This window comes from Mycoplasma sp. SG1 (assembly GCF_023612375.1).
Taxonomy (GTDB): domain Bacteria; phylum Bacillota_I; class Bacilli_A; order Mycoplasmatales; family SG1; genus SG1.
This window is the reverse complement of the sequence record NZ_CP076852.1, coordinates 213,765-234,265: the sequence shown is the minus strand read 5'-3', so window position 1 is coordinate 234,265 and position 20,501 is coordinate 213,765. Positions and strand designations below refer to the sequence as shown.

The 20,501-nt window shown below is 26.1% G+C and carries 22 protein-coding genes and 1 tRNA gene; 1 reads left to right on the top strand and 22 read right to left on the bottom strand.

Features of this window, described 5'->3' with window-relative positions; translation table 4 throughout:
* Window positions 1-43: 43 nt before the first annotated feature.
* From JRW51_RS01175 to JRW51_RS01165, 3 genes are read right to left on the bottom strand one after another with little or no spacing between them, the layout of a single operon-like run.
* A complete protein-coding gene (locus JRW51_RS01175) occupies window positions 44-1,087 on the bottom strand; it encodes a hypothetical protein (RefSeq protein ID WP_250328861.1) in 1,044 nt (347 codons plus the stop codon).
* A 3-nt stretch (window positions 1,088-1,090) separates the two neighbouring features.
* A complete protein-coding gene (locus JRW51_RS01170; protein ID WP_250328860.1) occupies window positions 1,091-1,930 on the bottom strand; it encodes a hypothetical protein in 840 nt (279 codons plus the stop codon).
* Between the two features lie 4 nt (window positions 1,931-1,934).
* Complete coding sequence (locus tag JRW51_RS01165) at window positions 1,935-2,852, bottom strand: hypothetical protein (RefSeq protein WP_250328859.1); 918 nt, start codon at window positions 2,850-2,852, stop codon at window positions 1,935-1,937.
* Between the two features lie 247 nt (window positions 2,853-3,099).
* On the opposite strand from JRW51_RS01165, the gene JRW51_RS01160 reads away from it, so the two are divergent.
* The gene (locus JRW51_RS01160) at window positions 3,100-3,747 is read left to right on the top strand and encodes a hypothetical protein (protein WP_250328858.1); all 648 of its coding nucleotides are present in this window, start codon (window positions 3,100-3,102) and stop codon (window positions 3,745-3,747) included.
* A gap of 33 nt (window positions 3,748-3,780) precedes the next feature.
* Here the strand turns inward: JRW51_RS01160 and nrdE are convergent, their stop codons facing one another.
* The 19 genes from nrdE to rpsI form a co-directional block, all read right to left on the bottom strand.
* Window positions 3,781-5,907, bottom strand: a complete 2,127-nt coding sequence (gene nrdE / locus JRW51_RS01155) for a class 1b ribonucleoside-diphosphate reductase subunit alpha (protein ID WP_250328857.1) — start codon at window positions 5,905-5,907, stop codon at window positions 3,781-3,783.
* A gap of 162 nt (window positions 5,908-6,069) precedes the next feature.
* A complete protein-coding gene (locus JRW51_RS01150) occupies window positions 6,070-7,026 on the bottom strand; it encodes a Gfo/Idh/MocA family protein (RefSeq protein WP_250328856.1) in 957 nt (318 codons plus the stop codon).
* 64 nt (window positions 7,027-7,090) lie between these two features.
* On the bottom strand, window positions 7,091-7,690 hold the full coding sequence (locus JRW51_RS01145) for a hypothetical protein (protein ID WP_250328855.1): 600 nt from the start codon (window positions 7,688-7,690) through the stop codon (window positions 7,091-7,093).
* A 67-nt stretch (window positions 7,691-7,757) separates the two neighbouring features.
* Window positions 7,758-8,234 (bottom strand): hypothetical protein, encoded by a 477-nt coding sequence (locus JRW51_RS01140; protein WP_250328854.1) that lies wholly within the window; start codon window positions 8,232-8,234, stop codon window positions 7,758-7,760.
* Window positions 8,185-8,859: a hypothetical protein gene (locus JRW51_RS01135; RefSeq protein WP_250328853.1), complete on the bottom strand. Its 675-nt coding sequence runs from the start codon at window positions 8,857-8,859 to the stop codon at window positions 8,185-8,187. Before JRW51_RS01135 ends, JRW51_RS01140 begins: the two co-directional genes overlap by 50 nt.
* A 188-nt stretch (window positions 8,860-9,047) precedes the next feature.
* The gene (locus tag JRW51_RS01130) at window positions 9,048-9,536 is read right to left on the bottom strand and encodes a hypothetical protein (RefSeq protein WP_250328852.1); all 489 of its coding nucleotides are present in this window, start codon (window positions 9,534-9,536) and stop codon (window positions 9,048-9,050) included.
* On the bottom strand, window positions 9,536-10,039 hold the full coding sequence (locus JRW51_RS01125) for a hypothetical protein (RefSeq protein ID WP_250328851.1): 504 nt from the start codon (window positions 10,037-10,039) through the stop codon (window positions 9,536-9,538). Before JRW51_RS01125 ends, JRW51_RS01130 begins: the two co-directional genes overlap by 1 nt.
* A 151-nt stretch (window positions 10,040-10,190) precedes the next feature.
* Window positions 10,191-10,790, bottom strand: a complete 600-nt coding sequence (locus tag JRW51_RS01120) for a hypothetical protein (protein ID WP_250328850.1) — start codon at window positions 10,788-10,790, stop codon at window positions 10,191-10,193.
* An 83-nt stretch (window positions 10,791-10,873) separates the two neighbouring features.
* Window positions 10,874-11,404, bottom strand: a complete 531-nt coding sequence (locus JRW51_RS01115; protein ID WP_250328849.1) for a hypothetical protein — start codon at window positions 11,402-11,404, stop codon at window positions 10,874-10,876.
* Window positions 11,405-11,458: 54 nt separating this feature from the next.
* Complete coding sequence (locus JRW51_RS01110; protein WP_250328848.1) at window positions 11,459-12,328, bottom strand: hypothetical protein; 870 nt, start codon at window positions 12,326-12,328, stop codon at window positions 11,459-11,461.
* Between the two features lie 77 nt (window positions 12,329-12,405).
* Window positions 12,406-13,092 carry an RDD family protein gene (locus JRW51_RS01105; RefSeq protein WP_250328847.1) on the bottom strand — a complete coding sequence of 229 codons (687 nt, stop codon included), beginning with the start codon at window positions 13,090-13,092 and terminating at the stop codon, window positions 12,406-12,408.
* Window positions 13,093-13,101: 9 nt separating this feature from the next.
* A complete protein-coding gene (locus JRW51_RS01100; RefSeq protein ID WP_250328846.1) occupies window positions 13,102-14,151 on the bottom strand; it encodes a hypothetical protein in 1,050 nt (349 codons plus the stop codon).
* Window positions 14,152-14,189: 38 nt separating this feature from the next.
* Window positions 14,190-15,602: an asparagine--tRNA ligase gene (asnS, locus tag JRW51_RS01095; RefSeq protein WP_250328845.1), complete on the bottom strand. Its 1,413-nt coding sequence runs from the start codon at window positions 15,600-15,602 to the stop codon at window positions 14,190-14,192.
* Window positions 15,603-15,637: 35 nt separating this feature from the next.
* A complete protein-coding gene (locus JRW51_RS01090; protein ID WP_250328844.1) occupies window positions 15,638-16,087 on the bottom strand; it encodes a hypothetical protein in 450 nt (149 codons plus the stop codon).
* 150 nt (window positions 16,088-16,237) lie between these two features.
* Window positions 16,238-17,158, bottom strand: a complete 921-nt coding sequence (locus JRW51_RS01085; RefSeq protein WP_250328843.1) for an ABC transporter permease subunit — start codon at window positions 17,156-17,158, stop codon at window positions 16,238-16,240.
* Window positions 17,159-17,273: 115 nt separating this feature from the next.
* Window positions 17,274-18,806 carry an ABC transporter ATP-binding protein gene (locus JRW51_RS01080; protein ID WP_250328842.1) on the bottom strand — a complete coding sequence of 511 codons (1,533 nt, stop codon included), beginning with the start codon at window positions 18,804-18,806 and terminating at the stop codon, window positions 17,274-17,276.
* A 14-nt stretch (window positions 18,807-18,820) separates the two neighbouring features.
* Window positions 18,821-19,735 (bottom strand): hypothetical protein, encoded by a 915-nt coding sequence (locus JRW51_RS01075; protein ID WP_250328841.1) that lies wholly within the window; start codon window positions 19,733-19,735, stop codon window positions 18,821-18,823.
* Between the two features lie 190 nt (window positions 19,736-19,925).
* A tRNA-Ile gene (locus JRW51_RS01070) sits at window positions 19,926-20,001 on the bottom strand.
* A 36-nt stretch (window positions 20,002-20,037) separates the two neighbouring features.
* Window positions 20,038-20,493 (bottom strand): 30S ribosomal protein S9, encoded by a 456-nt coding sequence (gene rpsI, locus JRW51_RS01065; RefSeq protein WP_250328840.1) that lies wholly within the window; start codon window positions 20,491-20,493, stop codon window positions 20,038-20,040.
* Window positions 20,494-20,501 lie beyond the last annotated feature (8 nt).

Below are 20,501 nucleotides of genomic sequence, written 5' to 3'. Positions count from 1 at the left end.
TTTTTAATTGATTAATCTATTTTTAATAATTATAATTATTCTTTTAATTGTTATTATTATATGATTCATTTGCTAATACTCAATCACGATGAGGGGTGGTTACGTCTATGCTATCACCTGGATCTGAAGCTGTCTCAAAGTATTGATTTGTAATTAGACCATTGTTGATGTTAAAATGAATCGCAATAAACAAAGGAACATATACATAATAATAGTCCATAGATTTAGTATCTCATATTTTATATGTAATAATCTGCTGATATCATAAACTGATGCTTAAAAATTTCATGTGAACTTGGTCATTAGAATCAACTGTTCAAGCGATACTTGGATCAACTGATTTAATGAAACCAGAATAACCATTATATTGGTATTCACTTTCAGGGACATCTACCCTTTGAATAGAATTTTCATCAGGTAAAGGTGGTTGTGGTAATTTTTGGCTTGTAACTTGGGCTTGAATATTTTGATAAATTCCTGTAAAATTCTTTGAAGTTAATTTATTAATCGGATTGTCTGATTGTCTAAACCACTGATTAAGAACGGTGTTTGCGTTGTAACTGTTTTGATCATAAGACATATTTTTAATGTTGAACTGTAGCCAGAATAAAAGTTGATTATCTTGTGATACAGCTGGACTTTCAGAAGTAGGGTTCGGTTGATCTAATTCAATTAAGGCATTATAAACGTTAGGGGCAACTTTATCTCCAAGTTTAATGACATCAAAATTATAGTTTCTCCCCACCCCTTCAGCATCAAAAATAGATCATGTCTGAGTTTTAGCTTGTCCATTCGCTAAGTAATCAGGATCGTATGCTGCAATATATGGTGTATCATCTTTTGGCAGTCGATCATCATCATTAAAACCATCATATATAGATCAAATTTTTCTTCCTTGCATTGAATTGTAAAGAACCATCGCCTGAAATGGTTTTGTATTATCATACTGCTCAAGAATTGTATTTATTTTATCAATTATCTCGCTATCGCTGTAATTAATATCAAAACACCCTGCGAACATCATCATCCCTGATGATGTTAAAAATAAACTAGATAATTTAATAATATTTTTTTTGAACTTTTTCATGATTTATCTAAAAAAATAATTTATTTTATTGATTAATAGTACTTTCTTATCTTGATCTTCATAATTGAAATGTATACCTTTATTATCAATGTTTACTAATGTTTCAAATTGAGCAGTATGAGCATAATCCTCATAACTAAAATTAACAGAAAATTCCAAAATGGTATTCATTTTATTAATTTTAATCCCAATATTTTCAATTGAATCACTATTCTTAAAATCGAATCCATCATTTAAAATATTAAAAAATTTAATATTTTCTCCAGCTGTATCAGTATTTACTTTTGCACCTTTATAATTTCTTCGAATTCTATCTGTTGAAAATTTGGTTATATAATTGTTGATTTCAGGCAATGTACTTCCTTTAGAAAGACTTTGCGGGAACTTAAAAAATGATCCCATATCGTATAGAAATGTTTTTGAAATATTAACTTCTTGGGTTTGTTGATCAATATATGAAATTAACATGATATCACCACCGGTTGTTAAATTTTGATAAATAACCAAAACTTTAAAAAAAGTGTCATTGCTAATATTCCCTACATTTGTATATTTGCCAAGATAATATGATTCACTTAAATTTAATAAATTGGCAGGCGAACAAAGATTATTTGCATAAATGGAATGATTATCTAAAGCTTCATATTCAAATGCATTAGATTGTGCAAATATTTTTTGTTTAAAATCTAAATTGTTTTCTAAATTTTGATAGTTTTCTTTAATAAATTGATTTATTTGTTCTTTGCTTCAATTAAAATTATCTGAAACGCCACAACCAGCGAATAACGCTGATAAAATTGGAATAAAAAGAGTTAATTTAAAAATTGATTTCTTTGTTTTCATAATTTTAATTTGAATAATCTATAAGTTGATATCTTAAAAATTTATAAGATAAAGGAGCGTTTTTGTGATAATAAAATCTTCAAGTAACTTTTATTTTTAAGTTTTGGTTGTTTATCGTATCATCTTTATCAATTAAGAAAAAATTAATATCTACCCATCCATTCAAAGAAGAAAAATTATTTGAATAATAAAAACTATCAGAAATCGCATCAATGAAACCGAATTCTTGATCTGTAACTTCTGTTATATTACGATCAGCGGGATTTAATTGTTGACACATTTTGAAAGTATTTTCATAATGTGTTTTTTCAATTGCACAAATAATATTAGAAGATGTTGAAATTATGTTGTCAGTAAAAGTTGCGTATTTAGATTGGATAAATGACCAATAAAAATATTTAAAAACATTATCAAGATCAGAATCTGCTTTTGTTTCATTGAAATCGATTATTGAATAGTTTGCAATAGCTTTATCAACAAAAACTAATTCTGGGCTTGATATTCGATCATTAAAATTATCTCTTGTGTTTACTAAAACATAATATCCGTCGCTATCTGTTTTTATAATTTTTGAATTTGTTAATGTTTGTCCGTGATCGAATGGTGTTTTGGTTTTACCTCATTTATAGTCATGAAAATGAACATTATCTGTATATGCAAAATTAAAAAAATTCAAAGCACCAAAGTATTTATTTTTATTTTGATTTAAGTTAGGGTTATTGGTAACACTATTACTAACATCCCTCATCCCTTCTTCTCATTCTTTTGAATTTGTTTTATTGCTTAAAAAATGCCTAATATCATCATTCAAAATATTTTCAGACTTTCCGCAACCAGCAAAAGAAAGTAATGCGGTGGTTAATAATGTACAAACTATTAACGGTTTTTTTGATTCTTTAAGAATGGTAATTTTGTTAAACATAAAGTAAATAGTAACAGAATCTCTTTGTATTACTACGTCCTTTATAAATATAAAATATTCTAAAAAATAAAAAAATTAAAAATTTTGAAAAAAATAATCCTTAATAATTTTTATTTTTTGATTTTTTTTTTATTTTTTGTGATTTATAAAATTGTATATAAAACTTTTGTAAAATATTGTATTTATGTACCCATTGTTAAAATACTTTCTGAATGTAACTACTCTAAGGTCAAAAAAAATATCAAAAATGAACACAAATAAAATTAAAATTTCTATCTGCATTGCAATAACATCTATTGGTTTAGTTCTTGGTTTCCTTTTAACATCGAATAATCCGTTTAATTCATCATCAAAAGATCTTCAAAAAACTTTGAAGGATTCATCATCAAATAACGGTATCCCAGATCCTTCATCTATAAATCATAATTGTGATTACGGTACCTATTGTATTCAGAAAGATACCGGTTCGCTATACTACAACGGAGAAATGTCTGGATTTAAAGAAGAAACTGCAGGAATATATAATCAAATAAAATTTTATATGCCAACTTATTTATGAACCGCTGTTATTTCCTTTGTTAACGCTGGTGGTACATTAACTTTATCTACTTTTGCAAAAATACAATTCCAAGTTAATATATTCACTCCATGTTTTCACGGAGGCCATTCTGCTAAAGACGCATATGATCATTGAATGACACCATATGAATGATACGATACAACTAGACCGGATGAAAAAGAAACACTTGGTAACGCATTACTTGGAAATTTAACGACATGGTTGAAAGCTTTGAAAATAAACCCTTATGGTATTGATAATTTTTGAGTACAATACTATAACGGTGGCTCACCAACTGGAGAAATATTTTTCGATAGTGGTTTTACGCCAAAATAATAAAAACTAATTAAAAAATAAAATAAATAAAATCTAAATTGCGCAATGTTCGCACTCTTCTATTTCGCTAAGAACGTTGTTAATCTTTGTTCTTGTGTAATAAAGAGATTTTAAGCCGATTTTTTGACCATAAACATATAACTTAATTAAGTTGTTAATTGAAGTATCTTGTTTTACATGTAAAACTGTACTTATTCCTTGATCAACATGAGTTTGAATAACCTTAATTAAATCTAAAACCTTTTTCTGATCCATATCATAGGCAGAAACATAATATTTACTTGTTTCTTTAGAAAGGAAAGGCATTGGATAACAAAGTTCCATGCTGTCATATTTTCGAATTTCTACTTTATCAACGATAGGCATAACAGATGAAGTTGAATTGTTAATATAAGAAATAGATTGAGTTGGAGCGATTGAAAGACGATAAGCGTTATATAAACCAGTATGTTTAATCTGATCTCTTAGTTTTAATCAATCTTCTTTGGTTGGAATAAAGAATCCTTTGAATAATTTTTTTACAACATCTGTTTGTGGAGTTAATTTAATTTTACTTAAATAATTATCATAATACTTGTCATGCATATATTCACTTTGTTCAAAACCAGCAAAAGTTTCATTATGAATTTTAGCTAAATTACAAGATTCAGATAAAGAATAATAATTCATTAACATAAAGAAAATATTACAGAAATCTTTCGCTTCTTCAGAATCATAATAGATTTTGTTTTTAGCAAAAAAACCATGTAAATTCATGGCTCCAAGTCCAACCGCTTTCATTTCATTAATCGCTTTTTGAACTCCAGGAGCATTATGAATCCGTGAAATTTGAATTACCATGCTTAATGCTTTTATTCCAGCACGAACTGATCCTTCAATATCTTTATTTTGCATAACATTAACAATATTAAGTGACCCTAAAACACAAACAACATCTAAATTAAATTCATGTTGTTTATCTCAGTCATTAATTAATGAAGTTTCTTGAACTTGCATTATTTCAGTGCATAAATTTGTTATTTTAATTCTACCCAATTGTTTTAAAGGGTTGGCTTTATTTGCGTTAGTTATATAAAATAGATAAGGATAACCACTTTCTTTTTGAATCATGGCTATTTTAGCTAAAACTTCACGAGCAGATAGATTTAATTTTTTCTTTCTTATTTCTGGATTTTTAACTAAATCATCATAATCTTTATCAAAATCTAAAGTATCAATAAATTTTCCAGTTACTTTGAAAATTGAATATGGATCAAAAACATACATTATTTGATTTTCTTTAGCAAGTTCAAAAAATTTCAATGGAACAATTACTCCAATTGATAATGTTTTTAAACGTATTTTTTCATCAACGTTTATTTTTTTAGTATCTAGGAATAACTCAATATCTCAGTGAAAAACATTTAAATAAGCAGCTCCAGCTCCTGGACGTTGTCCTAATTGATTGGCGTACCCAAATGTATCTTCTAATAATTTAGCAACAGGTAATACTCCACTTGACTGATTTTCAAAACCTTTAATAGGAGCACCATGACCACGTAATCTACTCAAATCAAGAGCAACCCCACCACCAATTTTAGATAATTGAGCAGAAACTCCAAGATTATAATTTATTGAATTTAAAGAATCATCGATTGAAAGTAAATAACAAGAGTATAACTCACCTCTTCTTTTTCTTCCAGCATTCATAAAAGTTGGAGTTGCTGGTTGATAGTTTTGTAAAATTATTTGTTTGAGAAGATTTTTAGCTTCTTCAATTTTACCTTGAGCTAAATATAAACTAGTAATCAATGCTCTTTCGTGAAAGTATTCAAGAATCTGCTTACCATCGTTTGTTTTTAAAGCATATCCGCCATCATAAAAACGATAAGCTGCAAGAAATGATGAAAATTGAAAATTATAAGAACACGCAGTAGTATATAAATTTAAAACTGCTTCAATTTCATAGTATGAAAAAAAGTCTTCATAGTAATTGTTTTCGATCATCCATTTTATTTTTTCTTTGAATGAAGGAAACTTTTTATATCTTGCGTCAATTGATTGAATATATAGCTTTAAGGCTAGTTTATCATTTTCTAATAAATGCATAAGATCATCGTTATCTTTAGCTTTTATTATTTTGTTGTTTAATTCAATAAAATTTTGAGTGTGTTGGTTCATGTTCATAAATAAAAACTTATCTACTTAATAGTTTGTTGGGGTTTATAAAATAACCCTAATTATTTAATTGGTTTTAGCTAAAACCTTAATTGGATTTTTAATTTTTCTTATATTTTTATATCATATATGGCTATAAAAAAAAGAAAAAATACATTGGTAAATTTAAATTTTAGTATGAAATTTTATAAAAGATTCAAAAGATTTAATTTCATCTTCTCATTTTATGTTAGATCATTTTATATCTAAGTATCTAACAAGTTCATAGCATAAATCGTTTTTATATTTAGCGTCTGATTGATAATCAAAAATTAAAGTTTTAGAACGTTTTTTGTGATCAATAAATCATACTTTTCTAACTTCTGAAATGCTATCAATTAATAATATTCCTTTTTCACCGATTATTTCGTTTTGTAAAACATTGTCTTGAGTTTTGCTCATATTAACAGAACCGATTAAATCATTAGAAAATTGAATAATATAACTTCCATAAATATCTACCCCTTTTAAATTATAGGTAAATTTTTCAATTTTTTCAGGTTCACCAAATAATTGATATAAAAATTCAAAACAATAGATACCAATTGAATAAATAGTTCCTCCATCAAGATTTTTATTAAAAACATTTGGTAGTTTATTTAAATCCTTAATTGGTCAATCCCTGCTTTTTGTATTAAAAGAGATATTAAATTGAAAAACTTTTCCTAATTTATTTTTAAGATAATCTTCTATTATCTGAAAACCAGGATTATATTTAGTACGATAGGCCTCAAACAAAATGATATTGTTTTGTTTAACAATTGATTTTAATTCTTGATATTGATCTTTTTTGCAAACTAAAGGTTTTTCAATAAATAAATTTATTTTATGATTTGCAAAAAATTTAGCTTGTTCAAAATGAGCACCGTTTGGAGATGCTATATAAACTAAATGGATCTTATGATCTTTTATTAATTGAGCAAAATCATTACCATAGCCTTCAGCATTATGTTTTTTAGCAAAGTTATGTGCTTTATCCATATCTCTTGAATAAACAACCAAACCACCTTGTGGTAATAATGTTTTTCAAGCATCTATAAACTTATCTACTATTCATCCAGTTCCTATAGTTAATACTCTCATATTTTAACGTTTTTATGTTGTATTTAATTAATCTATTTTATTATCTATTTATCTATGATTTATCTTAATTCCACCATTGAGCAGGCTTTGGGATGTCGGGAAAACCATTAATTCATTCGTAATTAGTAGAATTATAAACGGGAGGATTAGGATTTGAATAGGGATAGTAAACGGTTGTTAGCGACAAACTATTAGATGAAGAAGAAGTTATACTTGAAAAATTAACCTGAAAATATGCAAATATATAGTTCTTTATATGAGAAGATGTATCCTTAAATCAAGCTGTAAAATTTATACAATTTTTATTCATATCAAGTGACAGTCATCCGAAATACGGTATAAAACTATCATCATCGCTATTAGTTGAATTTGTGGGAAATTTTTGAACAACTAAAAAGTCTGAATTAAATGAACCACTTCCAAATGTTCCAGGTAGCGGATTGTTTCAATAAGGACTCTTAGACGGTGGAGGTCCATTTGGATACTTAGTATTTGCGAATTGTGTAAACGCATACATAACATTCCCTGGCGTTAAATTTTTATTAATTCAGTTACCTAGATGTTTTAAGTCGTTGGGATTTTCATATTTATTACAACCAGCGAAAACTAACGGAAAAGAAATAAAAGAAAAAAATAACTTAATAAATATTTTTTTGAAATTCATTAGTAATAAATAGGAATCTTCTTTAAATAATGTATTGTTATTATAAACCGACCAACTATTTTTTGCATTAAGCAGATGGAGGATTTATGTTTAATTTTTTAATACTTCATGCCGTTTGAATATCAGGATAAGTTAAAAATGAATAAGTTGGGATCTTTCCCGATGGTTTTTGTAAGTCGTTTGTTACTTTAAATTTAACATATCAATAACTATTGCTATTATCTTGTAATATAAAAGAAACATAATTTAAAGAATTATTATATGAAGTTGGTGGATCTATATTAGGGGTGTCACTATATGAAGAGGATGTTGGCGCTGTTTTGTTATATTCAAAATTATAAAAAAGAATTTTGTTAACACTTCAATTGTCTGGAAGTTTATATTCCGTTTTAATTTCATTTTTAAAATTATCAACAAAATCATTTTCACCTAACTTTGAACCTGAATCTGACTTAATATATTTAGGTAGAGTAAAAGTTTTACTCCCTCAAGTTTTATCATCGCCTTTGAATGATAGACCTCCATTTTTTATCAAAACCGTCATTAATATAAGATTCGTTTGTAATACTATCGATTTTAAAATCTGAAATATTATTACTATCATCTCAAGTTGCATGGAATGTTACGTCATACTTAGCATTTGGGATCTCAAAAGATTTAGATGTAGGATTATTACTGCCTGATCATGTTGTATAAAAAGTAAAGCTTTTATCCTCTATGTTAAAAACAAAATAATCAGAAAGAGGATTAGAAGATTTTTGTCCATGGGCCATCGGAAATCATCCATCTCAAGTGATACTATCAGGGGTAATATCTCCTGATTGATAAGGAATTGAGCCGTTAATTATAAAAGGAAGTAATTTTAATGTATCAGTGTGTTGTTTGGTTGTATCCCCAGATTTACCATCATCAAGTATTTGAAATTGCTTATCAAAAGAATTATCTGTTAAATAACTACTTAATAATGAAGTTATGTTTGATGAATCGCAAGTATACAAATAATTATCTCCGCAAATCTTTTTATGAGCTTGATATATAAGTTTCCCAAAAAGTTTATTAGGATTGATATTGTCGCCACTCCCGCAACTTGCAAACAAAGTTAAAGGAAGCAAAGATAAAGAAAAAAATAAAGAATATTTGTTTAATTTTTTATTTTTAAAAAATTTCATTAATGATGTTTAAAGATTGGGTTTTAAATAAATAAGTATTGCTTTTAACTAAAAGTAAAAATCAAACGTTTTTATAAATATATATTTTGCAATTTAAAATATTATATTAAAAAATAAAAAATTCTAATTTTTAAAAAATTTATTTAATTTTTAAAAAATTAGAATATTAATCTTTAAATCATAATGCTTTAACTTGAATAAACTCCTGAATAGATTGCCCCGTAATTATATGTATCCTTTTTATATCCTCAAGTTCATTTAGTAGAACTATCTGTTTGAAAAACTAAATCAGGGAATGTTATTACGATATATTCTTTATTAGAAGATCCATCGCTATTCGGAATAATTCATGAATATTGAAGTCATCCGCCTAACATAGGAAGACTATATGTATTATTTTCTTTTGAATAAGATAAATCCGTTGACCCTAAAAAAAGTCCAGATTCTCAATTTTTAAGACTATTCCAAAGATCGACTCTGTTAGAAATAGTATTCAATTGAACGCACTCATTGTTATTTGTACAATGTTTTAGTAATTTTTTTGATAACAAAGTAGACATACTGTCTTTACTTTTGGAATTAAATAAATTTTGTACTAACGGTTCTGTTTTTGTCTTTGTGTTAAAATCAAAATCTGCCCACGGTTGATTTTTATTAAAACGGGGTTGATAATCCATTATAGATAATTGATGAGGTTGATTTGTAAAAAAATCACTTTCTTGTAATTTAAAATCTTTATCAGAAACAAACCGCAAAAAAGTGAAGAATTTAATGTATATGGATTTGATTTTACAGTACCATCTATAATATTTAAAGTGCCAGCATACACATAGTCTCCGTCTGAATCAATAGCATACCCGCTTATATAGGTAATATAAACACTGAAAAGGTTTGATTCGTTTTTATCATCTTTATGCTTTATTAAAGTTTCTAAAATTAAAGGAGAATAAAATTTTGAATTTTTGCTATTTTGATCTTCTAACTGAGCAATTAACTGCGTAATAGTATCATGGAAATTATCGTTAATATATATATTAACAGCATCTGTTAATTTAGTTATTGTTGATTTTGGATCTAAATTAGCAGAAGAAAAATTATTACAACCAGCAAATAAAAACAACGGCAAAGTTAGCAGTGATAAGAATGGTAATTTAAAAATCTTTGATTTATTTAATTTCATAAAAATTTGAATAGAAAAAATGAATGTAAAATGTAAAACAGACTATGCTTTAAAAAATAATACTTTTAAATATTATATTAGACTAGTTTTATAAAAAAAACAAACGGTTAAATAATTTTCTTTTAAAAATTAATTTTTAATCGAAATTAAATTAAAGATCAGGGATACTCTGATTTATAAATCTATTATCATCTTTTAAAAAACTAATTTTACTAAATGGATCTTTACCATTCTCAAAATCTTTACCCTTTCACTGAAAGTGTAGATAAATTGAGTTTTGCTTTAAATAATCAATTGGTTTATAAAATGTTACAGTTACAAAAAAACTAAAGTCTACTCAATCTGGGATAGGATTACCATCTTTATCTTTGGTGGTTTTTGATGAGAAATTAACAGATACGTTAGGCAAGGGATAAGTTCCGCTGATCTTATAATCATCATTGTCCTTTTGATACATAAAATTTTTTGGCGGAGCGGGTTTGTTTGGTTCCACTATAGTTAAAACACCTAAATCTAATCCTGACTTTGTAGTATTAGGGTCACTATTAAGAATGTCTTTAACAGCTGTTGGATGTTTAAACTTATCGTTGTCTTTATTTTGTTGAGTAAAAGTTTTATTCATTCAAGTGGTAAAATCAGACAATAGTTTATTATAGTCCACTGCAGAATCATTAGATCCGCAACCAGCGAAAACACTAAGAGATAAAGTCGCTAAACCAAAAGATAAAAATATTTTTTTAAATTTTTTCATTCGTAATAAAAAAAAGTATAAACTAAGATTTATTTTGTATTATTATACTCAAAATAAATAAATTTTTTATAAAGTATAATTTTTTAAAAATTATCACTAAAACACAACTTGTTAATAATTTTTTGATCTTTATAATGTCTAAATGCATAATACATAGCTACACAATCTGCTAGATCATGGTCTTTAAGTTTTATATCTAGAGAAAAAATACTATTTATTGTTTTTGTTGTAGTTTCTTTTGACATATTTTGAGGACTGAAAAATTTTTTTCATTGTTGATTGTTAATTAAAAAGATTTTCTTTTTAATGTTTTGCTTTACTAATGCATTAACTATTCATCCTAATGTAAAAATCATTTTATAAGTCGTGTCTATATTTAAGTTATTAAATATTTTTAAGTATGGTTTTTCGATTAATATTATTACTTGACTATCTGAATTCAAAGTATTATTAATAAAATTAATTAAATTTATCTCTAAATTTTTTAATTTTGATTCTAAAGATTCGGTTGTTTTGTTTTTAATTATTTTAAATGCATGAACTTTATCTTTAAATAATAAAACAACTCCCGTTTTATTTAGTGCTAAATCAATTGATAAATAAAAATTGTTCATCCTAAATATACATAGGGAATATATAGGAGTTTTGAAAAATATTCTAATAATATATTATTGAAAAGCGATATTATCTATTACATACGTCGATGAATTAAAGTCAAAAGTTATACCACTAAACGGACGTGATCAAAACGGATGTGATCGGCTACTAGATGTTTGAAATTTAACAGAAATAAAATAATGGTTATCGTTTTTGAAAACAACTTTACTAGAAGTTGTGTCAACTTGTTCTTTCAAGTCGTCTGAAAAGTAAATGCTTATAAAAAGGGTAGAAAAATCTGTCTTAAATTTTGAGAATCAAACTGTGCGATATCAACTTTTGATTGTTATTGATGTAATGTCTCTTATTAATTTTTCAAAATTTTTTTGAATTATTGATGTGGAATTTTTAGAAGCTGGATGATTTACATAATTTAATCAGACTGGTTCTAAAATCACGGTTTTAAATTCACTAGCAAAATAGTAACTAAAATTATTTTCTGGGATAGGAATACCTGGCATAAAAAATAATTGATTAAAAGATGTAGACCCATTCCATTTATTTATAACAGGTTGAGATAAGAAATTAGGAAAATTAGAGGGATCGTCTAATCCACTATTAATACTATCTATGGCGTTTTTTAAAACTGATTCATGATCTTTAGTGGTTGTAAAGTCCTGATGAAATTTTCAAACATCGGTTAAAAATTGCTGTTTTGGGCCACCAGTAGCTGTATTAATTTGGTTTATTATATCTGTAGAAAAAACGTTACTAGATGCATTTGTAGCATACTCTTTTAAGCCGTGGTTAAATAAAGCTGTTTCAGCTAATGCTAAAATTTCTTTGTCATTGTTCTTGTTTTCATTTCCACAACCAGCAAAAAGACTTAACGTAGCAAAACTGGCGCAAAATAATAATGTTATTTTTTTGAATAATTTCATAATATGCTATTTTAAGATTAATGTTTTAAATATAATTATAAGTTTTTATTTTTTCTTTATTAATTTTTAAAAAAATATTATTTTTTATTTTCCTTAAGGTCTTTGGTGATTGTTTTATCATAAAAATTAAAATCAGGAAATTTTTCTATTGGATAATTTTCTTCGCTTTTATTTTCTTCTTTTTTTAAATCTACTTTAGAAACTACAACAATTTTTAAATTAGAGAAAATTTCATGAATACCGGATTTATTTTTATTAAAAGCGATTGTTAAGGCGATAAAACCTCATAAAATCAAAGAAAAAGAAAATAAGGTCATAAATATTTGATAGCAAAGCAATAATATTTTAGTGTCAGATGTTTGGGGTTTGTCGTGTTGAAATAAATATAAATAGATCAATGATGAACAAACTAAATTAATTGAAAAATAAATAGAAAATAAAAAATCTAGTTTTAAAATTTGTAAAAAAGAAATTTTTTTTGGATTATTCTCTCCTTCATTATTTTTAATAATCGTAATGTTTAAAAGTTTTTTTCCAATTGTCTGGTGAAAAAAATAATCTAAACCACAAAAATAAAGATTAACAAGAACGAAAAAAAATGCCCCTGAAATATAAGAAGCTAAAAAAGGATTGAACGTAATAAAATAAATAATCGCCCAAAAAAGAGCTCCTATTAAAAATACTAAAAAATAATCAAATAAATTTGCTAAAAACCTAATTTTAATTGGGGCTTGATTGTATATTAATTTTTGCTTTTTTTCCATATTTAAAAACTAAGAATTTTGACCGCTTTTGCTTTCATAAATGTTTTTAAAGATTTGCAAAAAATTTTCAAATTCTAAGAATTTACCAGAAAATATATTTTGATTTAAATATTTTTCAACATAATAATTTTTATTATAGTTAGGAAAATTTGTGTTGATAAAAATATTTAAACTATCAATTTCTTTTCTTAATTGATTAAATTGTTTTGATGGTGATTGATAATATAACGAAAATTGAATTAAAAATAAAGCAATAATATCTCTTATAACCATGTATTCTATTTCATAATAATAGACATATAACTCGCCTGTATAAATAAAATATGCTATCAATTGCTCTAGACTATTAATTTTTTTAACAAGTCTACTTGCAGTGGAAAAATCATCAGGTGCTTCAAGAAATTCATGTGTTATTAAAGTTTTAGGAATGACTATAAAGACTTCTGCTAATTTTAAAACACAATAGATGAATAAAAATTTTTTTGAATTATTATAGAAATGACAAAGAAGCCCATACTTATTTAAAAATTTGACGCGAAATACTTTGTTTGAAACAAAGGGTGATGAGACAATTAAAAGTTGCTGTTGAAAAGTTGCTGATTTTTTTTCAAATTGAACATTATGATGAGTGTCAAAAGAGAAAAAAAAGTTTTTCGTTTTGATTAATGAAGAAAATTCAATAATATCATATTTTTTGTTTTCATTAGCTAAAAAAAACTTCCCTAATGTATCAAAATAATTTTTATTTAAAATTACTCTTTGGTTAAGAATTTCAATATATTCACCTTCAACGTATTTATCAAGCAGTGAATGATAGATGTTAATATCTTTTTCTGAAAAAACAGTGATAACAAAAAATGACTGACATTTTTTTGATAAATTTTCAGTTAAATGATAAGTAACTAAATTTTCAATGACTTGATCACAATCATAAACTATAACTATTAACTGATACTTAAACGACGGATTAAGTTTTGTTAAAAAATATAATTTTGTTTTTAAATCAATGAATTTTGATGCTTTGTAATTTTTTAAAACTAAAATTATGGTAAGTTTCATGCCAACGTTTTTTACTAATTTGATTTCACTATCATATCCTATTTTAAAAAAGAATTGTAAAACCTTGGATAAGGAATAACATCTTTAATATTACTTTGTGCTGTAAATAACATAACTAAACGCTCAAAGCCTAAACCTAATCCTACTAATTTGTAATAGGCATGATTTCTTAAATTTAAATATCATTCTATTTTTGAAGTATCGGTTGTTTTAGAAGTTTTTTCAAAATTATTTCTTAGAAGTTCAAAATCATCCTCTCTTTCGCTTCCTCCAACGATTTCACCAACAAAAGGAGCGATGATATCATAACAGTTATAGACAGGTTCATTAGTATCAGGGCTTTTCATATAAAAAGGTTTAATTTCTTTTGGAAATTGTAGAATAGCAACAAATTCATCATTAAAGAAAGTAGAAGTTAAAAATTTTTCATGAACAGAACCTAAATCTTCTCCTCATTTAATAGCTAAATTAGGAACTTTATTTTTGTTTGAATATTCATTAATTTTTTCAACTGCTTCTGTATAAGTTAAAAAATTAATTTTCATGGTTTGTCATTTTTCAATTCTATCAATAAGTGCTGAATCATATTTTTCTGCTAAATGTTTTAACTCAGTTTGACAATCTTTTAAGAGGTAGGATGCAATAAAATTGATCATTTTTTGCATTAAAAGGATCATATCTTTAGAATTTTTATTTTTTGCTTCAAGCTCTAACATTCAGAATTCACTTAAATGTTTTGAGGTGTTGGACTTTTCTGAACGAAAACATGGAGAAAAAATATAAACTTGATCAAAGGCCATCGCAAAAGGTTCAATATGAAGTTGCCCTGAAACAGTTAAAAACCCTTTATCTTGAAAAAAATTAGGATCAACGCTTGTATTGATTTGAAACACTTCTCCGCTTCCTTCTGCATCGTTATTAGTAATAATCGGAGAGTTAACATATAAATAATCTTCGCTTGACAAGAACTGATTAATTAAATGAAATAATTTACTTCTTATTTTAAAAATTGCATAAAATGTTTTTGTAAAAATTCGATATTCTGGATAAGTTCTTAAAAAATCTAAAGTTAATACTTGTTTTTGAATAGGATTGTTTTTAATAATCTTTTTAATTTTAAAGCTTGAACCTATTAATTCAAAATTATTATTTTTGAGATTATATTTTATTTTTGCGTCAATATAAATAACAGAGTAACTTGTTAATGATTTTAGAAGTTTTATTTCTTCATTTGACAATTTATCTTTAAAAAATACTGTTTGAACGGAATCGATGATTGATCCATCATTTACATCGATAAAAAATAATTTTTTAAGTTCACGAACTGACTTTACAAAAACATAATTTTTGAATGATCAATCGCCAACAACATTATTATCTTTCAATAACTGGTCTTGGATTTGTTTAAATTTTGAAAATATAAAAGATGAACTTTCAACTGTATTTGTCATATTAAGTTTAAAAAATAAATTATAAGGTTAAAGTTTTATTTTTTAACTGATTCTTTCTTGTCGTTTAACGTCTTTTTCTTAGCAGATAATTTTTCCTTTTCTTGCGCTTCTACATTAACTTCTTCTTGAACTTCGGTTGCATTTATATCAATAATTTCTAATTCACCTTTTGAATTATCGTCTTGATTTTCTAGTTCATCTAAAAATAAATCATCAAATGTTTGATTTTCTTTAATAAATTCAATTTCTTTTAACATTTTTTTTCTTACTGAATAAGTAGAAACTCAAAAAATAATTAAAACAATAACAGGTAATAGTCAAAAGATAATATCTAATCAAACTGGTATATTGATGTGTGATTTGTAATTAAGAATTAAAAAAACAATTGCAATAATTCAAGGTACAGGAAAGAAGAATAACAGAAATAAAATAGCAATTATAATATAAACTATTTTTTTGTTTTTAAGTCATGAAAAAAAGTTCATTAGTTGAAATTATGTGATCCTTAAAGGTTATAAGCATTAGACTTTGTTTTAGTTTAAGTTAAAATTAATTATATAAATAAATTCCAGATATACTCAAAAAAAATTATATCTGGAATAAAAATGAAATTATTTGTCTGAAAGAAATATAGATTATACAAAATCTTTTTTTCTAAGAACCAGTCAAGATCAACCTAAAAAGACAACAACTAGTCCGCCATAAATTCCATATAAAAGGATTGGAGATATGAATTCTTCTCATCCTTTGAAAGCGATTACTCCGCTTTTTAAAATTGTAAATTTAGGATAAGCTATATGACCGAATTGTGATAAAAATCCAGTTGTATTTGTATTATCAAAACCAGAATTAAATCCATTAATAACAAAATTGAACATATTTTCAAGATGATATCCGAAATTTATAAAAGATAAATAATAAAATAAATTTGCTTGATGCATATAGTTGTTATACCCCTCTCTAGAGACGGACTTAACCCCATATGAATTATTAAAGAAATGCTTTAAATCAGAAACTGTTAATAAAGGAACTAAAATATTCAAAAATATTAGAAAAATTACAACAAGAACGGCAATAATAATTAATGTTTTGCTTGAAAATGATAATGATAAAAGTAAAAATATAGAAGAAAAAATAAACTGACACATCAAACTAAATATTAAAATATAAATAATATTTTGTAACAAATGCCCAATCGCTGTTAAAGTAGCGAAAAAACTAGAAATACCGATAATTCAAAATAAATTTGAAAAAAGGAAAATAATTCCAATTAATTGGTAAGAACATCATTTTTGAGCAAGAAGTGATTTTCTGTTAATTGGTTTGCTTAAAACCAATAAAATTGTTCCATCCTCAATTTCATCTCTAAAAACTTGGGTCGCTTTTACTGCCATAAAAATTAAATAAATGGTGCAGATAAAAATAGTGAAAAAAGAAACATTTAATATATTTTTTAAATTATTAAGTTGCGTTTCAATGGTTAAAGTATTTTGTTGTACCCCTAGCCCGATTAATATTCCTGAAATTATAAAAGAAATAATAACAAAGAATAGCATATTTCAGCTAACAATCATTTTTTTGAAAGTATAGCGAAAAACGGGAAAGTGAAACCGAGGTTTTTGTAATCTCCGGTTTATGTTAGGAGATGTGTTTTTCTTAATATTTACTGTGTTATTCATTGACTTCTCCTATTCACTCATTGTAAATTTGTTGTAAATTAACTTTATGAGTTTGAAAATTTTTTAATAAAATGTTTTTATCAAGTAAATCGTTCAATAATAATGTTACCTGTGAATCAGTTCCAATCTTAGCCATAACCCCAGTTAAGGATTGTTTGCATGGAATACCCCTTTTAATTAATAATGCTGATAATCGCTTATTATCTGTACTATCAATTAAATACTCTCCTCATCTTTCAGAAAGCAATGGTTTTATTTTACCACTGAATAAAACGTGTCCATATTTTATAAATGTCGCTTCATCTACAATATCATTTAACTCAGCTAAAACGTGTGATGAAATAAATATTGTTTTTCCTTTGTTTCTTAATTTAACTAAATCATCATAAAGAATTTTTCTTGTATAAGGATCTAGATTTTCAGCAGGTTCATCAAGAATTAAAATTCGTGGATCATGAATTAACGCTTGAGCTAAAAGAATCTTTTTCTTCATCCCGCTTGAAAATGTACTTGGTCTTTTAAACCTAAATTGTCATATATTTAACTCTTTTAAAATCCCTTCGCTAATTTTAATCGCCTCATTTTTATTAACCCCACTTAAACGAGCCATATTAACTATGTACTCAAGGGCCTTCATATAGCGCGGAAAATTAGCAGCTTCAGGAATATAACCTATTAATTGCTTGGCTTTAACTGTCCCTGCTTTATGACCGTATACTAAAATTTTTCCCCTTGAAGGGATTAATGATCCAATAATTGATTTTATAATTGTTGTTTTACCTGAACCATTTGGTCCTAAAAAACCATGGATAACACCTTGATCAACTTCAAAGTTTGCGTTGTTAACAGCAACGAAACCACTAAATCCTTTTGTAAAATGGTCTATTTTTATTGCAGCGATATTTTTATCTAGTTTTTCTTCTTCATCTTGTGCAGAAGAAACTGCTTGTTGTTCGTTATCTATATTTTCGCTTTCAATTTCTTCTTGAACTTCTTCATCGATGTTTTCATCAAAAGTAACAACTTTTTTGGACTCATTTTTAAAATGTTTTTTAAAAAATCCAAATATTTTGTCCGTTAATTTTTTCTCATCTAATAATTGATCATCTTCGTTTTTTGTTGCAGTGTCAATTTGTTGATCAATTGTTTTTTCTAAAGTTTTGTAATCAACATCTTCAAGCATCATCCCTTCCTTATAATGTGCTGTTTCATCAAAATCTTTGGTAAGAGCAGTTTTTTTACGCTTAATTTGTTGTTTATCATCATTTAATTTTGATGGATGAGATTTATTTAAGTCTTCTATACTAACAGAGTCAATATCAGTGTTGTTTTTTTGTCTATGAATTTTTTTAGAAGATAAGTTCTCTGTTTCTAAAGAAAGTCCAAGAATATCTTTTTGTGGGTTATTAAGATTATCCTCAGAAAAAATATTTTTTTTTCTATCCAAATCGGTTTTATCGTTATTTTTAGAAGTTGTTATTTTTGATTTTATTGACTTCAATAATTGCTTTTTATCGTCTTTCATAGATGTTTTGTTTTTTAAAACCTTTTAAGAATAAAAACTAATGCTGGGGAAAACCCAATAAAAATAAGAACAAAAAAACTTAATCCAACCATAATCTCTCAAACTTTATTAGCGGCTTGAACATTATTCTGGATTTCTATTGATGCTGGTTCAGAAGCGTTACCATTATTAACTATAACTGGATTAAACTCGCTTTCAAACTGATCACTAAACGCAACATTATATCCAAACCCACCTGAATTACCTTTAGGTGTATTTGGATTAACAATTAATTTTTGAGCAAAATCTAAATAATCGGTTTGTTCATGTTTACCAATAAAATTGAAGGAGCCCTCATATTGTGGTCCTGGTTTTGGTTGACTGGGAGGATCGTGTGGAACTACTGGTAATCTAGGTTCAGATAGATTTAATTCTATGTCAATAATAAATTTATTTTTATTTGCTGATATTTCTCTTGTTATTGTGGTTGTTTTAGGCGTTGATGATTTGATGCTATCTCGTGCATAATCACCTGTTACTGAAAAAGTTGCAATCGTTTCTTTAGTGTTAAAATCGGTGTTAGTTGCATCTATTTCAAAAAAAGCATTTTTTATTTCATCCTTAGAAATTAATTTATCAGCTCATGTATTTATTGCTTTTTGAACTTGAGGAAACCCCCTTGGGTCGCTTGGAAATACACCATTGTAAGCGCTGCTCTTTTGATATACTGCTGTGTCTAAAATTGTTTGCAAAAACACTTCATTGCTATATGTAATAGTAAGTTTATTTTTTTGTTTTGTATAGTCAAATGAAAAAACAATACCATTTTGATAAGTTGGTTTGTCAAATTTTGATGCTTGATCAATATAAAAACCTGGTAAAAAACTAAACCCTACAATCGGTACAAAAATTGCTGTTGAAAACAGTGCAAACTTTTTAAATATATTCATAAAGGATGTTTTCTATTTTTTAATTTAATTTATTTTTAAAATTTTTTCCTTACTATATATAAATTATAGAAAAAGTGTTTAATAAAAAATAGTTTAATATATTTTAAAATAAAAAAAAATTACCCAAATAATAAGTATTTCTGGGTAATTTATTTTTTTTAAATATATTTTTCAAATTAATTTAAAAAAATGGTGGGACTAAGTGGATTCAAACCACTGGTCTCGCCCTTATCAGAGGCGCGCTTTAATCGCTAAGCTATAATCCCAGATAAACAAAAGACGATCTTTTGTTATATTTTTAACTAACGTTTGGCAAATTGAGGAGCTTTTCTGGCTTTTTTTAAACCAGGTTTTTTTCTCTCCTTTATTCTTGCATCACGAGTTAAAAAATTATGTAGTTTTAAAATAGCCTTAAAACTTTCATCATACATAGTTAATGCTTTTGAAATTCCATGTCTTAACGATTCTGCTTGACTGGTTTTCCCACCACCAACTATTTTTGCTTTTATTTCAAATTTATTAATTTGATCGGTTAATTTTAAGGGTTCTAAAACTTTTAAATAATTTATTTCTTCAACAAAATAATCTTTTATTGGTAAAGAGTTAACAAAAATCAATTGATCGATTGATTTATGTTTGTTTTTTGCTGAAATAGAAATTAATTGAACATTTGCAACGGAAGTTTTACGTTTTCCGCAACAAAGGATTTTTGATGGATGGGTTTCTGATTTTTTAGGTGTTGATGATGTAGATTCCATAACTGAAT